The organism is Dyadobacter soli (assembly GCF_900101885.1).
Lineage (GTDB): Bacteria > Bacteroidota > Bacteroidia > Cytophagales > Spirosomataceae > Dyadobacter > Dyadobacter soli.
The window spans coordinates 129,222-146,060 of the sequence record NZ_FNAN01000009.1 but is presented as its reverse complement, the minus strand read 5'-3'; the positions used below and the strand labels follow the sequence as shown (position 1 = coordinate 146,060).

General features: G+C 49.6%; 13 protein-coding genes. 10 read left to right on the top strand and 3 right to left on the bottom strand.

Annotated features, from left to right (window positions below; all coding sequences use genetic code 11):
- Positions 1-144 precede the first annotated feature (144 nt).
- The 7 genes from BLQ88_RS15885 to BLQ88_RS15845 all read left to right on the top strand — a co-directional run bounded on the left by BLQ88_RS15885 (position 145) and on the right by BLQ88_RS15845 (position 7,229).
- Complete coding sequence (locus tag BLQ88_RS15885; protein ID WP_090151894.1) at positions 145-972, top strand: sugar phosphate isomerase/epimerase family protein; 828 nt, start codon at positions 145-147, stop codon at positions 970-972.
- Positions 973-1,189: 217 nt separating this feature from the next.
- On the top strand, positions 1,190-3,664 hold the full coding sequence (locus tag BLQ88_RS15880; protein WP_090151891.1) for a TonB-dependent siderophore receptor: 2,475 nt from the start codon (positions 1,190-1,192) through the stop codon (positions 3,662-3,664).
- 20 nt (positions 3,665-3,684) lie between these two features.
- Positions 3,685-4,860, top strand: a complete 1,176-nt coding sequence (locus BLQ88_RS15875; RefSeq protein ID WP_090151887.1) for a PepSY-associated TM helix domain-containing protein — start codon at positions 3,685-3,687, stop codon at positions 4,858-4,860.
- Positions 4,861-4,963: 103 nt separating this feature from the next.
- Positions 4,964-5,356, top strand: a complete 393-nt coding sequence (locus BLQ88_RS15870; protein ID WP_090152382.1) for a transcriptional regulator — start codon at positions 4,964-4,966, stop codon at positions 5,354-5,356.
- Positions 5,357-5,878: 522 nt separating this feature from the next.
- Positions 5,879-6,157 carry a hypothetical protein gene (locus BLQ88_RS15855; protein WP_229212714.1) on the top strand — a complete coding sequence of 93 codons (279 nt, stop codon included), beginning with the start codon at positions 5,879-5,881 and terminating at the stop codon, positions 6,155-6,157.
- A 113-nt stretch (positions 6,158-6,270) separates the two neighbouring features.
- Positions 6,271-6,741: a hypothetical protein gene (locus tag BLQ88_RS15850; protein ID WP_090151877.1), complete on the top strand. Its 471-nt coding sequence runs from the start codon at positions 6,271-6,273 to the stop codon at positions 6,739-6,741.
- 2 nt (positions 6,742-6,743) lie between these two features.
- Positions 6,744-7,229 carry an RNA-binding protein gene (locus BLQ88_RS15845; RefSeq protein WP_143016859.1) on the top strand — a complete coding sequence of 162 codons (486 nt, stop codon included), beginning with the start codon at positions 6,744-6,746 and terminating at the stop codon, positions 7,227-7,229.
- Here BLQ88_RS15845 and bioB read toward each other — a convergent pair.
- The 3 genes from bioB to BLQ88_RS15830 all read right to left on the bottom strand — a co-directional run bounded on the left by bioB (position 7,226) and on the right by BLQ88_RS15830 (position 10,408).
- Positions 7,226-8,206, bottom strand: a complete 981-nt coding sequence (gene bioB / locus BLQ88_RS15840) for a biotin synthase BioB (RefSeq protein WP_090151871.1) — start codon at positions 8,204-8,206, stop codon at positions 7,226-7,228. The two genes, BLQ88_RS15845 and bioB, sit on opposite strands and share 4 nt — an antisense overlap.
- A gap of 145 nt (positions 8,207-8,351) precedes the next feature.
- Positions 8,352-9,782 carry a glycoside hydrolase family 125 protein gene (locus BLQ88_RS15835; RefSeq protein ID WP_090151868.1) on the bottom strand — a complete coding sequence of 477 codons (1,431 nt, stop codon included), beginning with the start codon at positions 9,780-9,782 and terminating at the stop codon, positions 8,352-8,354.
- A 71-nt stretch (positions 9,783-9,853) separates the two neighbouring features.
- On the bottom strand, positions 9,854-10,408 hold the full coding sequence (locus tag BLQ88_RS15830) for a GNAT family N-acetyltransferase (protein WP_090151865.1): 555 nt from the start codon (positions 10,406-10,408) through the stop codon (positions 9,854-9,856).
- Between the two features lie 303 nt (positions 10,409-10,711).
- Between BLQ88_RS15830 and BLQ88_RS15825 the strand changes: the two genes are divergently transcribed.
- The 3 genes from BLQ88_RS15825 to BLQ88_RS15815 all read left to right on the top strand — a co-directional run bounded on the left by BLQ88_RS15825 (position 10,712) and on the right by BLQ88_RS15815 (position 16,585).
- Positions 10,712-11,836 carry a Gfo/Idh/MocA family protein gene (locus BLQ88_RS15825; protein WP_090151862.1) on the top strand — a complete coding sequence of 375 codons (1,125 nt, stop codon included), beginning with the start codon at positions 10,712-10,714 and terminating at the stop codon, positions 11,834-11,836.
- 483 nt (positions 11,837-12,319) lie between these two features.
- Positions 12,320-12,793, top strand: coding sequence for an IS200/IS605 family transposase (gene tnpA, locus BLQ88_RS15820; RefSeq protein ID WP_090151859.1), 474 nt, complete (start codon positions 12,320-12,322; stop codon positions 12,791-12,793).
- A gap of 45 nt (positions 12,794-12,838) precedes the next feature.
- On the top strand, positions 12,839-16,585 hold the full coding sequence (locus BLQ88_RS15815; RefSeq protein WP_090151856.1) for a PVC-type heme-binding CxxCH protein: 3,747 nt from the start codon (positions 12,839-12,841) through the stop codon (positions 16,583-16,585).
- Positions 16,586-16,839 lie beyond the last annotated feature (254 nt).

Sequence of the window (16,839 nt, the reverse complement as noted above, 5' to 3'; positions counted from 1 at the left end):
TGCGCCAACTTATCAATATCAGCTAACTACTCGTCAAAACATGTATATTGAACAGTACTTTTTTACTTTAAGATTGTATACTGAAAAGACACGGGCACCTAACTCCCGCCAAATCCATTCGCCAGCGAGATAAATTCGATTTTGATGAAGTACAGCATGAACCTCCTTTTGTGGGGAAACCAGATTGACGAAAGCCTATTTCCTACCCTCGAACTCATTAAAGAGATCGGTTTTGACGGCGTCGAGGTGCCGATTTTCAATACAAACCCCGAACACTGGTTTGCATTCCGCCAGAAGCTCGACAGCTTGGGCCTTGCGTGCGAGACCGACACCATCTGCGGGCCGTCGGAGCATCTGATCAGCGCCGACCCGGCGATGCGCCGCCACACGATCGATCACTTGAAACGTGCGTTGGATTGCTCATTGGTACTCGGTGCAAGCCGATTGATGGGCCCGTACCATTCCGCACTTGGCGTTTTCACGGGTAAACCGGCTACGGAAGAAGAATGGCAATGGGGAATCGAAGGAATTCGGGAAGTAGCCGATTATGCCGAGTCGCTCGACATTACCCTGGGTTTGGAATACCTGAACCGCTTCGAACTGTACCTGACCAGCTGCGGCGACGAGATTATCCGATTTGTAGACGATGTGTACCACCCGAACTGCAAAATCATGTTCGATACTTTCCACGCGAACATCGAGGAGAAGAATATCGGCGATACCATCCGTAAGGCCGGCGACCGCATTTCGTTCATCCAACTTTCCGAAAACGACCGCTCCACACCCGGCAAGGGCAATGTGGATTGGGAAGGCGTGTTCCAATCGATCCGCGATATCAAATACGACGGCTGGATCAGCATCGAAGCATTCAGTCCGAAACTGCCGGTGGCCAATATCTGGCGCAAGATGTTCGATTCGGAAGAGCAGCTCATGCGCGATGGGCTTGCGTTCATTAAATCCAACCTCGGATAATTCATTCCGTCCTTTTGCTCATTCAAGTGATTACCAGTTAAATGTAACTTTTAGCCACATTTAACTGGTAATAAAAGTATTAGCAGAAAAAATTGAATAATTAGAACGAATTAAAAAGTGAGTACATAATAAGCATTTTCTCTATTTGGGATTGGTCTAAATAAGACTACTTTTGCCACCGTTTTGGCAACAGCCAGCTTATCAACCCCTACAAATAATGAGAATATTCTCTGTACTCATCCTTTCACTTTGCTGCTCCGTCGCATTTGCGCAAACGGGCCAGATCAAAGGCAATATCAAGAACGCCGCGGGCCAGTCGGCGGAGTCTGTCAACCTGATTCTCAAAGGAACAGGCAAAGGCACATTGACTGACTCAGAAGGCAAATTTGAATTTAATGCATTAGCCCCAGGCCATTATCAGCTCGTGGGTACGGGCGTGGGCATCCGACGTATCGACCGCAGCGTGCACGTGAAGGCGGACGAGACCGTTACGCTCGAAATCGTTTCCGAGGAAAATGCGCAGGAGCTCCAAACCGTCGAGATCGTCGGTAACCGGGGGACGAGTTATAAAAATGACCTTTCATTCATCGCCAGCAAAACGGCCACACCGATCAAGGATGTGCCGCAGGCGATTTCCTATATTACCAAGGAAGTAATGCGCGACCAGGGCGTGTTCCTGATGGGTGATGCCGTGAAAAACATGAGCGGTGTGAACCAGTTTACATTTTACGACGACTTGACCATCCGCGGTTTCCGTATGAACGGCGGGAGCACTACCCAGCTCGTAAACGGCTTGCGGACCTTCTCCGGATTCTGGAAACAGCCGCCGGTAAACTACCTCGAACGCGTGGAAGTGATCAAAGGTGCAGCTTCGGCATTGTACGGAAATACTTCGCCGGGCGGGACCATCAACCGCGTGACTAAAAAGCCGCTCGACGTGGCGCGCAAATCACTCAGCTTTACAACCGGTAGCTTCAATACACTGCGTACCCTGGCCGATTTTACCGGTCCGATGAACGAAAGCAAGACGCTGCTTTACCGCCTCAACCTCGGTTATGTGAATGCGCAGGGCTTCCGGAATATGCAGTTTGACAAAAACATCATCGTCGCACCTTCGGTATCGTTCCTTCCTACCAATAAAACCCGCATTAACTTCGACCTTGTTTTCAACCGCTCCAACAGCCGCCTCGACCGTGGCCAGTCGGTAAAAGGAAACGACCTTTATTCCAGCTCTATCCGCACTTCGCTCAATGCGGTGAATGATTATCTCAATGAAGAAACTTACCTGATCACGACTTCATTGAACCACCAGTTTACCGAAAACACCTCTTTCAACGTCGCTTACCTGCGCACGGGCTATTCCGAAGACCTGCTCGAACACCGCAGCAGCAATGTGAATGGCGTCGATTCGGCGGGAAAGGCGATCGATAACCTGGTAGCACGGCAAGTATTTATCCGTAAGACGAAGTCGTTCATGGATAATGTGTCGCTGTTCTTCAACCACAATTTCAATACCGGCATTGCGGAGCACAAACTGGTGGCGGGCTATGACTTTATCCAGTCGTCGACGCCGAAAGGCTCCGGCCAGCAAACTGCCAATGGTTACCTGCTCAAAGCGGGCGGCGTGGCTGCTTACAACCCTAAAACGCCTGAAAAATTTGTTTTCTATAACTATACCGAGAACGGCGTTACGTACAGCATTCCCAAGCCGAACATCTCGCATTACGACCTCACGCTGCAGAATAACAACATGGAAGATCCTTCCAAATACATTTACAATGTTACGGCCAATGCGGCGACCACGCCCGTACTTTACAAATTGCACGGTTTGTATTTGCAGGAACAATTGAAGATCAAGAACTTGCAGATCCTACTTGGGTTGCGCTACGATACTTACATCGATAAGAAAGGCTACACTACCAATAATGAGCAAAATATAACGCAGCACGCATTGCTGCCACGCATCGGGGCGGTGTACACGGTCAATAACCACATTAATGTATACGGAACTTACACCCAGGGCTATAACCCGCAAGATCCTGTGGTACAGAGCAATCCATTGTCCGGCGGACCATTTGACCCGATCCGTAGCAGCCTTTCGGAAGCCGGTTTGAAAACGGAATGGCTCGACGGCCGCCTGACCGCGAACGTGTCGGTCTACAAAATCACCCAGACCAACACATTGTACTCTGCCAATGCGGCCGACCGTCCGGACCTGATGATACAGGTGGGTAAGGAGACTGCGAAGGGTGTGGAATTCGATGTGACGGGAAACATCCTCCCGAACTGGAACGTGATTGCCACTTACAGCTACAACGATGCGAAGATCACCGATGCAGGCCAAAAGGCGGCCGATCAGGTGCTGGTGAATTTGCAAAAGCCGAATGCTCCGAAAAACCAGGGAAGCATCTGGACCAAATATACCTTCGTGGACAATTTCCTGAACGGATTCGGGATAGGCCTCGGAAGCAACTTCGTAACCGAGCGTAACCTGTCGCTGAACAACAACCAGACATTGCCGGGTTACCAACTGCTAAATGGTGCTGTTTACTACAAAATCGACAAATTCCAGTTCCAGGTAAACCTTAATAACCTCACCAACAAGACCCACTGGGTAGGCGGCTACGATTACCTGCGCCTGTTCCCTGGCGCACCGCGCAACTTCATGGCGACTATTTCCTATACTTTCTAATGCATGCTATTTCATAACCGGTGAAAAAGACATTCAAGAAAATTGCATCGCAACTACATTTATGGCTGGGGGTTTCCTCCGGCCTTGTGGTTTTTATAGTGGCGCTGACAGGCAGCATTCTCGTTTTCGAAGATGAGCTGGAACCGGTGATTTATTCCAGATTTTATGTCGTGGAAGCTCCGAATGGTCAGTCGGCACTTCCGCTGGATAATCTCCGGGCCACCGTTGCAAATGCCTATCCGAAGCAACGCATCACCCGCATCGCCATCGAACCCGACCTCAACCGGACGGTTATATTCGGTTTGGTAAAAGGCAAGAAAGAAAAGGATGTATTTTCAGTGGCTGTAAATCCCTACACTGCTGAGATCGCCGACACACGCCGCGAAAACGATTCGTTCTTCCACGTTGTACTGCAACTACACCGGTATCTTTGCCTCGAAGATACCGGCAAGGCTATTACCGGCGTCTCGTGCGTGTTGTTCATCGTGATCATGATCACCGGCCTCGTGCTCTGGTGGCCCAACCGCAAGCAAACCAAACAGCGCCTAACGATCAAATGGGATGCCAAATTCAAGCGTCTTAATTGGGATTTGCACGCCGTTTTCGGCTTCTACGTGCTGCCCTTCACCTTCCTCATCGCCCTCACCGGCCTTGTTTGGAGTTACAAATGGGTGAACAGTATGATCTTTCTTACCTTCGACGGCAAGCCGCAGCAAAAGCGCGAAGCACCCGCGAACGTCTCATCCACCGGCACTTCAACATCTGTCGTGCTAGCCCGGATATTCACCGAAACCAACCGACAGCTCGCCTATCCAGGCCGCATTCAAGTAGCGATCCCGGAATCCGACAGCCTTTCCATCACGATTTCCAAAGAGAACGAAACCGCCTCCGTCGACAACGTCGTCGATTTCCTTTACTTCGACCAAACCGACGGAACGCTCATCAGCAAACGCCTTTACGACAATGAAACCACGGGTATGAAGGTTCGCCGCCTCGTATTGCCCATTCACAGCGGCAGCATCTGGGGCTGGCCTACTAAGGTACTGGCATTGATCGTTGCATTGATTACCGCGACGCTACCTGTTACGGGCGTGGTGATTTGGGTTGGGAGGAAGTTTAAGAAGGAGAAGAAGGTGACCCGAAAAAGCCCTGCTGTTCCTCGTCCGGCCGTGCGAACAGGAGCGACCGTTAGTTAGCCGATCCCGCCGGATAAGTCGTTCCGGTTCGTTGATAAATAGATACCTGATAGGATTAAGATGCTCTTAATTTTATCGGGTATTTTTTTTAATCAACATGTTTATGAAAAGAAATAAAATCACCTACAAAGTCACAAATGACGAGGAGCACGCCGCTATCCTCAAAAAGGTAGATGTATTGATGAGAATAAGTGAAGCAAATACCACTCGGGAACAACGACAGCATATCCGGGCGATGGGCGAAGCTTTGATGGCTTATGAACAGAGCATTTATGAGATACCCGAACCTTCCACGCTCGAAGGTATTTTGGAGCGACAAATGTATGAAATGAGGATGAAGCATCAGGATCTCGCTCAAATGCTTGGAATTTCGCAGGAGGAGCTTGAAATGATTATGTGGGAAGATAAGAGGGCGGAAATTGAACTGTTGAATGTTATCAGAGAGAAACTGGACATTTCTGCCGAAGTTATCTCAAACTATATCCAAAAGTTGTAATGACTTTTACTTCACTTGAACAAGCATTCGAATGGTGGATAAAAGCCATTTACCCAATACTACCACCGAGTGCAAAAGTGGGCAGATACAGAAATGCGTGGCGTGATTATACTTTCAAAAAAGGCATTTCACAGAAACGCAGAAGGGACATACTTTCGGATTTTGGAAATATTTCTGAAAAAGTCGTCATCACTTTCAAATTGAAGTAGAGACTTGTTGGAAACCTACACAAATTACTATATTTGTCTTAATGAAGACATTTGCTTCCATGGAGGAGGCTTTTCAGTGGTGGCTGACGAACATCTATCCATCACTTCCAGCCGAAGTAAAGAAAGGAAAATTAACCTACGCTTGGAGAGACTTCACTTATAACAGAGGCATTTCACAAGCCAGAATGAAAGAAATCCTTTCTGAGTACGGAGAGATAGAAGTGCAAACTTTGATTAAGTACTCTCCGAAGTAATTTTTTTTGAAATGAATTTGTTGGAAAAATGCACAAATATTCAATCAACTTTCTAAACTATGAACACACTTCAAAAGCAAACAGCCACAACAAATGCAGCAAACGAAGCGACAACAGCTCAGCAAAACTTAGTTAAAGAATTCTTTCAGAAGGACAGCTGTCCTGAAATGATAGAATCTCTTAACACATTAATCGAAGCTTATCTATTTACAGAAAACCTCTCACGTGTAACACCTGAAATGCGAGAGCATATCGTCAACCAGCTGCGGGTAGCAACATTGATTGCGAAGTTGGATGCTAGCAACCAGGACTTTGTAAAAGAAATTTTTACCGTATAATTATTCAAAGCAACCGGTTATCCTGCTAGGCGCCTATGTTAGAGGTAAATGCAGAATGAAAGTTACTTATGCAACTGATATGTCAGTACTTTTGATGATAAGCAAAACATTCCATGGAAACTGTAATCAATCAAAAAGCCAAGTCAGAGCAATGGTTTGATGACATAGTCGCGCAGATCAGAGCGGACCAACTTGCTTATGAGGCCGGAATAATTTCACCTGAGGAAGCAGTGATGTACGACAATTTAATGAATGGAGAAGTAAAACCATTGATCGACAATGCACTAGCAATAGCAAGAATGTACTATGTTAAGCGAATGCTCTTTGATTATGTAAAGGTTCTCGGCGGATTCCATGCATTTAGCAAACTCGCCGTTAGCTTTCACGATTCAGGACTTCTGGTGTGGACTGAGATTCCCGATGGCAGAGAAGATATAGAGGACAAATTGATCATGGCAGAAGCAGAGGTGAATTCCAAGTACCATCCTTTTGGGTTCAACATCAGTACTACTTATGTCGAGGAATGCGATAAATTGCCGATTCCGAGCTACTATCAGTTATTAGCACATTCAAAAACAGCTTGATTTTGGCAACGGCAGCAGAGCACATTTCACAAGCAAAGCGGAATTTCAAATTCCTGGAAATGGTGAGTAATTCCATTTCGCCTAATAGCGATTGGCAAGTTACCATTGGCTTTTACACCGCTGTGCATATCATCAATGCTCACCTTGCGACTTTTAACCTACATTATCAGACGCATGAGTCGGTCAAAAATGCTATAAGCCCGTTCGGGAACATTGAAAGTCTTCGGGTGCCGGAAGGCATTTACAAAGCTTATGTCAAACTGCAATCGCTTTCGAGAAGAGCCCGCTATCTGGTCAATGATTCTACCAGTGAAAACTCGGAAGCGTCATTTATCCACGCTATCCACCTGGCAAGAGCGCTTCGACATTTGGACACCATCATGCAATACTTTTGTGGAAAGTACCCAGCGCAATTTGACAAAATCCATATCAAATGCTGCGAGCTAACACAAAATGAAAACCTCAGGCATTACATTTTGCTTCACTAAGCTTCCACCCCTCCCCTAACCATCCCCTTCAACCCCAAAACCTCCATCATCTCCCTATCCTCTCCCATCCCCGGATTAGGCGTAACCAGCAACTCCCCATTTTCATTTGTAAAAATGGAATTAGCCCCTGCCATAAAGCAGAACGCCTGTTCGTATTCGCTCATTTCCATGCGCCCGGCGCTGAGGCGGACCATCGCTTTGGGCATGAGGATGCGGGCGGTGGCGATCATGCGGACCATTTCCCAGGTGTCGATTTTCGGCTTGTCGCCTAGCGGGGTGCCTTGTACGCGGGCGAGGGCGTTCACGGGTACGGATTCCGGGTGCTCGGGCATGGTCGCGAGGGTGTGGAGCATTTGAATGCGGTTATTGCGGGTTTCGCCAAGGCCGATGATCCCGCCGCAGCAGACGGATATGCCCGCATTACGCACGTGGTCGACGGTTTGGAGGCGGTCGTCATAGGTGCGCGTGGTGATGATTTGCTCGTAATATTCGGCGGAAGAGTCGAGGTTGTGGTTGTAGGCGTACAGACCGGCGGCTTTCAGCTTTTCGGCCTGGGTTTCGGTGAGCATGCCGAGGGTGCAGCATACTTCCAGGCCCATTGCGGCTACTTCGGTCACCATTTCTAGTACTCGGTCGAAGTCACGGTTGTCCTTTACTTCACGCCAGGCGGCGGCCATGCAGAAACGGCTCGAACCGCCGTCGCGGGCGCGGCGGGCGATGGCCACCACGTCGTCTTTTTTCATCAATGCTTTTACATTAATGCCGGTCTGGTACCGGGCGGCCTGCCCGCAATAGGCGCAATCTTCGGGGCAGCCGCCGGTTTTGATGGACAGCAACGTGCATACCTGGATGCGCTCCGGATCGTGCCATTGCCGGTGCACGGTGGCGGCGTCATAGATCAGCTGCATTAAGGGGCGGTTGTAGATTGCTTCGATTTCGTCGGACGTCCAGTCGTTACGGATGGTTGCGGTAGGCATGGCTGCATTGGTTTTTGCTCCAAATGTAGACGGCCCACCGGACCCGCACTGCGTCCGGTTCAGTAGTTCACCGATAGTCCGGAGCAATAAAATGCCTCCCGGTTTGTAGTCCGGAAGGCATTGGATAATGCACTATAACAGCTTCTCAATAAACTTTCGCCAGCAAATGCGGACGTTCTTTTTCCAGTTTCAGGATCAACTCACCGAACAGCGTGTTAACCCAGGCAAACCATTTCCGCGTAAATTTCGAATCATCGTCCTTATCAAACGACTCGTGCATAAAACCGGTGTGGTTATGCGTCGTTTTCAGGAGTTTCAGCTGTGCCTCGATCTCCTTGTCGCTGGTAGAAGTAATAGCACGCGCGATAATGCCCATCGGCCAGATCTGGTTCACCAGCGTATGCGGACTACCAAGTCCTTCACCGGCTTCCCCTTTGAAGAAATAAGGGTTCGTATCACTCAGCACATATTTGCGGGTGTTGATATAAATCGGGTCTTTCACCGACACCGCATTCAGGTAAGGCAAACTGATCAGCCCCGGAATACCGGCATCGTCCATCATCACCTGGTTTCCAAAACCATCTACCTCGAAAGCATAGATCTTGCCAAACTGGGTGTGTTCTATCACGGCATATTTCTTGATCGCCGCTTCCACTTCCGCAGCCAACGCCCTGAAATCGGCGGCAAGCTTCGCATTTTTCGTGGCGGATGCTTTTTCCAGCATTTCGGCTACCTCGCGGAACGAGACCACTGCAAAGAAATTGGAAGGAATGAAGAATGGGAATATCGTCGCATCGTCCGACGGGCGGAATGTGCTGGCAATGAGCCCCACCGGCTTGATCGGGTTACCGTAGCCATTACCCGGCACGGTGTCGGTGGACCAGCTTGTGACGCGACCGAACCGGTACGGCCCCGGCCCGTCTTTGCGCTGCTGTTCCTTGCAGGTTTGCAGCACCAGCTCCATGGCCTTCGACCAGTCGGCGTCGAATGGCTTGGTATCGCCGGTCGTTTTCCAATAGTTATAAGCCAAACGAATGGTGTAGCAAAGTGAATCCAGCTCCCATTTGCGCTCGTGGAGCATGGGGTTCATCTTGGTCTGGTCCTTACTCCATTCGCTTTCTTTCGGGCGATCGTAAAACGCATTCGCGTACGGGTCGATCAGGATGCATTTGGTCTGGCGGTGGATGAGACCGGCCACCATGTCTTTCAGCCTCGCATCGTCTTTCAGCAACGGCAGGTAAGGCCACACCTGCGCCGTACTGTCGCGGAGCCACATGGCGTCGATATCTCCGGTGATCACGAAAGTGTCGGGCTTACCGTCGACGGGATTGTAATGCACGGTGGTGTCGATCGTATTCGGGAAACAATTTTCGAAAAGCCACGCCAGCTCGGGGTCTTTGATGACTTTCTTCATGCGGGCGATCGTCGCCTCCACGGCCGGACTTGTGAAACTGCGCTTATCCGCCGGAATGCGGACTACGGGAAAATCTGCACTTTTGGCAAACGACCATTTGGGCATAGCCATGCCAGCGACCGCCAGCGCGCCCGCTTTGATGAAATCTCTTCTCAAGAACATGAGGTAGGGTATTAATGGGTTATATGGGTGCTTTTAAAATATTAAAAAGCAATATAGACAAATTCGAAAAATTACGACCTGTCCCGTACCATATGAAAATAACGGTGCCCCATAAAGTCCTTTTCGCCAGCTACCTGGAAGCCCAAATTTTCGTATAACCGCTTCGCAGAAGGATTAATCATATCCACAATAAGTCCCACGCGCGCATAACCCTGCACACCCGCGTGCTCGCAAAAAGCATTGATCAGCTTCTTGCCGATCCCTTTGCCCTGGTGGTCGGGATGCACATTTACGCAGTCAATATAATATTCGCCCGCGCCGGTTTCGTCGCCTGGCGTGAAACCGGGCTCGGCTTCACGGAGCTTGTCGAGTACCGGCTGCCGCAATTCGTGGAGGCGGCCGCCGTCGTATCCGGTAATCGAGCCGATGATGCCCGCTTCGCTTTCGTAAACCAGTGTATTGGCATAACTGTACTGGTTGGCGCCGTCTTCGAAAAATACTTCAAAAAACGGGATCGCATCTTCATAGCGTGTGGAACGTGCGAATATACCCGCGATGTGGCCCATCGCCAGCACCAGTAATGGCGCAACGGCTTTTGCATCTTCGGGTCGGGCAGGTCGGATCATCAATTGGGGGAATTTTGGTAAAGAAAATGGCTCAATTATCGCAAAATCGGCCTTTTCAAAGGCTTTTTCTAGCTATTTTTTGCACTAAAACAGATATTAGCCTAAAAATAGATCAAAATACGCACAGTACTAATCAAAACGCGAAAAGTTTTTAGCACTATTTTGCTTTAAAATTGTATTGTCGATTACTATCCACACCAACTCATCTTTAAATGCCGGGCAATCCGGCGGGCGGTCCGGGTCAAAAACAATCCGTTTTTGGCTAAACCACTGATCTACTGAATCATTAACCTGTTAATCAATATGTCTCAAAAAATTAATGTTGCCATTATCGGATTAGGCTTCGGCGCCGAGTTTATCCCCATTTATCAGCAACATCCCAATGCCAATATGTACGCGATTTGCCAGCGTACCGAGTCGAAACTGAACGAGGTCGGCGACCAGTACGGCATTGAAGTGCGCTATACCGACTATGACGAACTGCTGAAAGACCCGAACATCGACGCCGTTCACATCAACTCCCCTATCCCCAACCACGCAGAACAGACATTGAAAGCACTTCGCGCGGGCAAGCACGTGGCGTGTACCGTACCTATGGCTACGAGTGTAGAGGATTGCATCGAGATCGTGAAAGCAACCCGTGAAACAGGTAAGAAATATATGATGATGGAAACCGTGGTGTACGCACGGGAATTCCTTTTTGTAAAAGAATTATATGAGAAAGGTGAGCTGGGCAAAGTGCAGTTCCTTAAAGCGAGCCACCAGCAGGATATGGAAGGCTGGCCCGATTACTGGCCGGGATTGCCTCCGATGCATTACGCGACGCACTGCGTAGGCCCGGTAGCAGGCTTGCTGAAACTGGAAGCGGAATATGTTTCCTGCTTCGGTTCAGGAACAATCTCCGAGGACCTGATCAAGATCCACAACTCGCCATTCGCAGTAGAATCGGCACATATCAAATTCAAAGACAGCGACTTGTCGGCTTATGTATACCGCTCGTTGTTCGATGTGGCGCGCCAGTACCGCGAGAGCTTCGAGGTTTATGGCAGCAAAAAATCATTCGAATGGCCGTTGATCGAAGGCGAAGATCCGGTGATCCACACCGCGAAAAAGCCTGAGCATGAAATCCCTGAGAAAGTGACGACGCCGGATTACGCGCATTATCTGCCGGAGGAAATCCGTCATTTTACGGGTCATGGCGTTTACAACCTGGATGACAATGCCCACTTGTCGTTCGTACAAGGCGGCGGCCACGGCGGCTCGCACCCGCATTTGGCGCACGAGTTCATCAGCGCATTGATCGAAGACCGCGAGCCGTTCCCGAACGCATGGCAATCGGCCAACTGGACAAGCGTAGGTATCCTCGCACACGAGTCGGCGATGCAAGGCGGTGCGATTATCAAGTTGCCTGATTTTCAGAATGTGTAGATGAGGGGAGTGAGGCATAAATAAATTATCACCATTGCGACATCAACAAATCTTTCGGTGCTCTGCACCTTGAAAAAGGGGTCACGATTGAATTTTCTACAAGTATTTTGGTGCTCTGCACCATGTGTTGAGGATAAAAATTACCCTGGATGCAGCGCACCGTGAGATTTGTAGAAAATACGTTGCGAAAAAACACAAATGCCAAGGTGCAGAGCACCGAAAGATTTGTAGAATATGCGAAATACGACGCAAATCAACACACAAACGCGAAGGTGCAGCGCACCGCAAGATTTGTATAAAATACGTTGCGAAACAATACAAATGCCAAGGTGCAGCGCACCGTAATATTTGTAGAATATGTGAAACACGACGCAAATCAACACAAACGCGAAGGTGCAGCGCACCGCAAGATTTGTAGATCATGAATGGTGTGCGGAAAATTCGCTGAACGCCATATTTTTACAGCAACACACATTATCAAAAATGGCAAATACCTATACACAGCTATACATACATATTGTTTTTTCGGTAAAAGGCCGTGAAAGCCTGATCAGCAAAGCATGGAAAAACGATTTGTATGCTTACATCGGAGGGATAATCCTCAACCATCGCTCTAAACCTTTGGCGATTAATGGAATGCCCGATCACATTCATATTCTGGTCGGTTACAGCCCATCAACACCATTGCCGACGCTGGTTGAAGAAATTAAAACCTCTTCGAACAAATGGATCAAGGAGCATTTCAATGTGGTGAATTTCAATTGGCAAAAGGGTTATGGAGCATTTTCATATAGCCGAAGTAGCCTTGACAAACTGATCCGGTACATTGCCAATCAGGAAAAGCATCACAGGAAAAAGACGTTCCGCGAAGAATACCTTCAAATGTTGCGAGACTTTGAAGTTGAATACAAAAACGAATATCTGTTTGATTTCCAGGAAATTTTCGCGTGGAGTTAACAGATTTTACCTAGTCCCAAATACAACAAGAAACAATTAACCTCAATGAAAACCAAAGCGTTATCCTTTATCCTAGGTATTGTCCTGCTGGGATGTGCCTCTCAGCAAAATTCCCAGAACGCGTCGGTTAAAACTGCTTCTTCCAAGGGCGAAGCGAAGGCGCGCCGGCTGGAAATCCTGTTCCTGGGCGACAAGGGCCATCACAAGCCCGCCGAACGCGTTCCGCAGATCATGGCTGCATTGGGTCCCAAAGGCTTCAACTTTACCTACACGGATAACCTTAACGACCTGAACCCCGAAACGCTCGCCAAGTACGACGCATTGATGCTGTACGCCAACTGGGACTCGATTGCGCCGCAACAGGCGAAGTCGCTGCTCGACTATGTGGCCAGCGGAAAAGGTTTTATCCCCGTTCACTGCGCTTCCTATTGCTTCCGCAACAACGCGGAGGTGGTAAAATTGATGGGCGGACAGTTCTGGCGCCATACCTGGGACACGATCCAGCCGGTATGGACGAAGCCCGATCACCCTGCCATCGCAGGTGTGAAGCCATTCAAAACCGTGGATGAAACATACCTGCACACTTTGCTGCAACCCGACAACATCGTGCTCACCGAGCGCCTGATCCAGAAAGACCAGGAGAAAGACCGTCCCGGACAGCAGAAAGAGCCTTATACCTGGGTGAGAACCCACGGCAAAGGCCGCATTTTCTACACCGCATATGGTCACGACGAGCGTACCTGGGGCACGCAAGGCTTCCAGGATCTGATCGAAAAAGGTATTCTGTGGGCTGTGAACGACGATGCCCGCAAGGCATTGGCCGCATTGGCACCGAAACCATTCGAATACCGCGAGGCGAAACTGCCTAACTACGAACAACGTCCCGGCGTTCAGTTGCAGCAATTGCCGCTTTCACCGGAAGAATCGGTGAAACACATTCAAATCCCGGTGGATTTCACATTGAGCGTGTTCGCGCACGAGCCGGACGTCATGCACCCGATCGCGATGACGTGGGACGAGCGCGGCAGATTGTATGTTTTGATCACCAAAGATTATCCTAACGAACGCAAGGACACTGGCGGTAGCGACTACATCCTGATCTGCGAGGACACGAACAACGACGGCAAAGCCGATAAATTCACCAAGTTCGCCGATGACCTCAGCATTCCGACCGGTATGGCATTCGCCAATGGTGGTCTGGTGGTTTCGCAGGCTCCGCATATGCTGTTTTTGCAGGATACCAATGGTGATGACAAGGCTGACGTGAAGAAAATCCTCTTCTCGGGCTTTGGCACGGGTGATACCCACGCGGGACCATCCAACCTGCATTACGGTTTCGATAACTGGGTTTACGGCTCGGTAGGTTACTCGGGCTTCAAAGGCAAAGTAGGCAACAGCGATCAGCTCGATTTTGGCCAGGCATTGTTCCGTTTCAAACCGGATGGTTCGGATATGGAAATTGTAGCTAAAACCTCTAATAACACCTGGGGATTGGGCTTCAATGAGGCAGGCGACTTGTTTGGCTCTACTGCCAACAACTCGCACGGCTGGTACAGCGCCATTCCTAACCGCTATTTCGGTGCAAGCAAAGTCGATAATGGAAGCCGCAGCACGGATACCCACAAGGATATGCAGCCGATCACGCCGAAAGTGCGTCAGGTGGACGTTTTCGGTGGGTTTACAGCCGCAGCCGGCCATAACTTCTACACCGCCCGCGCGTATCCGAAACAATACTGGAACAAAGTCGCATTCGTTTCCGAGCCTACCGGCCACATTCTGCACCAGAACGTGATGGTGAAAAAAGGTACGGATTACGAAGATCAGCTGGGCTTTAACCTCCTCGCAGGCGCCGACGAATGGGTTGCGCCCGTGTTCGCGGAAGTAGGTCCGGACGGCGCCGTGTGGGTAGCCGACTGGTACAGCTACATTATCCAGCACAACCCTACTCCTAAGGGTTCCGAAAACGGAAAAGGTAATGCCTACGAAACGCCATTGCGCGATTTCACCCACGGCCGCCTCTACCGCATCGGCTGGAAGAATGCACCGAAATACACGCCGATTACATTAAGCAAATCGCGCCCGGAAGAATTGGTGGCGACTTTGAAAAACAACAACATGTTCTGGCGCCAGCATGCGCAACGCCTTTTGGTGGAACGCGGCAACAAAGACGTGGTAGCGAAGTTGGTTGAGCTTGTCAAAGACAAATCAGTGGACGAAATCGGCCTGAATACTGCTGCTATCCATGCATTGTGGACATTGGAAGGCTTGAATGCCATCGGTGATGCGCAGGTATTGCCGGCAGTGGTTGAAGCATTGAAACACCCATCCAACGACGTGCGCAAAACAGCTGTAAAAGTGCTCCCACGCACCGCAGCAACCGGCGAAGTATTGCTTACTGCCGATGCATTGCACGACAAGGAGCCTCTGGTAGTGCTGAACACATTGCTCGCATTCTCCGAAATCCCATTGACCCCGCAGATCGAAACGACTGTGCTTGCATTGCTGGATAACTATTCCAATGCGGAAGACCGCTGGATGCCGGATGCATTTGCCGCTATCCTCAATTCGCACGACGGCGCATTGCGTACCAAATACCTCGCGCAGCGCGTAGCGAAAGCAGGTTCAGCCGGAGCAGCACAACAAGCTACCGCGGCTAACCACGCAGATCATGCAGCCATGAACCACGAAGGCCACGGCGCAAGCAAAGTGACGGTCCAGGGTGCTGCTGACCTTGCGATTACCAACATCGTGATCGAACCTAAAACGCCTTACGTACGTGAATATGCCCGCGTGGTGATCGAGATAACCAACATTGGCTCGGTACCCGTTACCAAAGAGCAAGTGCCAATAGTGAATGTAGGTATCCGCAGCCGTTCTTTGAACACCAACTATATCAGCCGTCAGCTGACCAACGGCATCGCGCCGGGCGAAACGGTGAAGCTCGTGGAAGGTAACAACGGCCCGTGGAAAACGGCATTCGGTTTCACTTCCGACGAAGCAGGCAAAGTGAATGTAACTGCTACCGTGGACGTGGATAATGTGGTTCCCGAAAAAGACGAGAACAAAAACAACACGATGAGCAAATCGTTCGAAGTGCGTCGCCTCGACCGCCTTTCTGACTTTGCATTGGAGCGTACCGTTCGCGGCTATACTTCCTACGCAAGCGGCGACGATGTTTTGAAATTGCTTCAAACTTCACAATCGCTCGACGCGCAAGGCCGTAATGCGATGATCAAAGGCATCCTCGGCGCGTGGAACCCGAAACGCAAGGAAACCGCCAGCGACGAAGGCAAAAAACTGCTGGTAAGCGTGAAAAGCACCATTCCTGACGATCAGGCAAGCAAATACACTACGCTGCTGGAATCGTACGGCATTAAAGAGGAAGTGGCTGCCGACCCGAATGTACAGGTCGTGACGATCAAGGCGATCCGCGAGGAAATGAAGTTTACCGTTACAGAATTCACGGCGATTGCCGGAAAAACCGTTGAAATCGTGTTCGAAAACCCGGATGCGATGCAGCACAATGTTGTGGTAGGACGTCCCAAGTCCACCGAGATCATCGGCGCTGCTGCCGACAAAATGATCACCGCCAAAGACGGCGCAGAGAAGAATTATGTACCCAATATCCCCCAGGTTCTGGCTGCGACACCGCTCGTAAACCCCGGCCAGACTTACCGCTTGAAGTTTGTAGTACCGGATCAGGTTGGAGACTATCCGTATGTATGTACGTTCCCTGGCCACTGGCGCTTAATGACCGGGGTCATGAAAGTTGTAAAGGAAAAAGGGTTGTAATTCTTAACTGCCAGCCTATGGTTTTAAAAGCAATTTCAATTTAGCGTATACCAATCACCGTTCAGATTCGCAGGGCATTCAAAGTGCCTCCTGCGAATCTGGATGGCTGATTTTCAAGAACGAAAGGACGACGGGTTGTTGCGACCCGCCGGAGGGGTTATTTTTTACCATTTTTTAAATAGTATTTATTCAATAATTTTTATTAATAAATAATTAGAATACAATCAGAAAACATAATGCTGTAACAACTACTC

Excerpts from the sequence above, each read along its gene's own strand:
- BLQ88_RS15885 (WP_090151894.1), top strand. The coding sequence starts at position 145 with ATGAAGTACAGCATGAACCTCCTTTTGTGGGGAAACCAGATTGACGAA.
- BLQ88_RS15880 (WP_090151891.1), top strand. The coding sequence starts at position 1,190 with ATGAGAATATTCTCTGTACTCATCCTTTCACTTTGCTGCTCCGTCGCA.
- BLQ88_RS15870 (WP_090152382.1), top strand. The coding sequence starts at position 4,964 with ATGAAAAGAAATAAAATCACCTACAAAGTCACAAATGACGAGGAGCAC.
- BLQ88_RS15855 (WP_229212714.1), top strand. The coding sequence starts at position 5,879 with ATGAACACACTTCAAAAGCAAACAGCCACAACAAATGCAGCAAACGAA.
- BLQ88_RS15850 (WP_090151877.1), top strand. The coding sequence starts at position 6,271 with ATGGAAACTGTAATCAATCAAAAAGCCAAGTCAGAGCAATGGTTTGAT.
- bioB (WP_090151871.1), bottom strand. The coding sequence starts at position 8,206 with ATGCCTACCGCAACCATCCGTAACGACTGGACGTCCGACGAAATCGAA.
- BLQ88_RS15835 (WP_090151868.1), bottom strand. The coding sequence starts at position 9,782 with ATGTTCTTGAGAAGAGATTTCATCAAAGCGGGCGCGCTGGCGGTCGCT.
- BLQ88_RS15830 (WP_090151865.1), bottom strand. The coding sequence starts at position 10,408 with ATGATCCGACCTGCCCGACCCGAAGATGCAAAAGCCGTTGCGCCATTA.
- BLQ88_RS15825 (WP_090151862.1), top strand. The coding sequence starts at position 10,712 with ATGTCTCAAAAAATTAATGTTGCCATTATCGGATTAGGCTTCGGCGCC.
- tnpA (WP_090151859.1), top strand. The coding sequence starts at position 12,320 with ATGGCAAATACCTATACACAGCTATACATACATATTGTTTTTTCGGTA.
- BLQ88_RS15815 (WP_090151856.1), top strand. The coding sequence starts at position 12,839 with ATGAAAACCAAAGCGTTATCCTTTATCCTAGGTATTGTCCTGCTGGGA.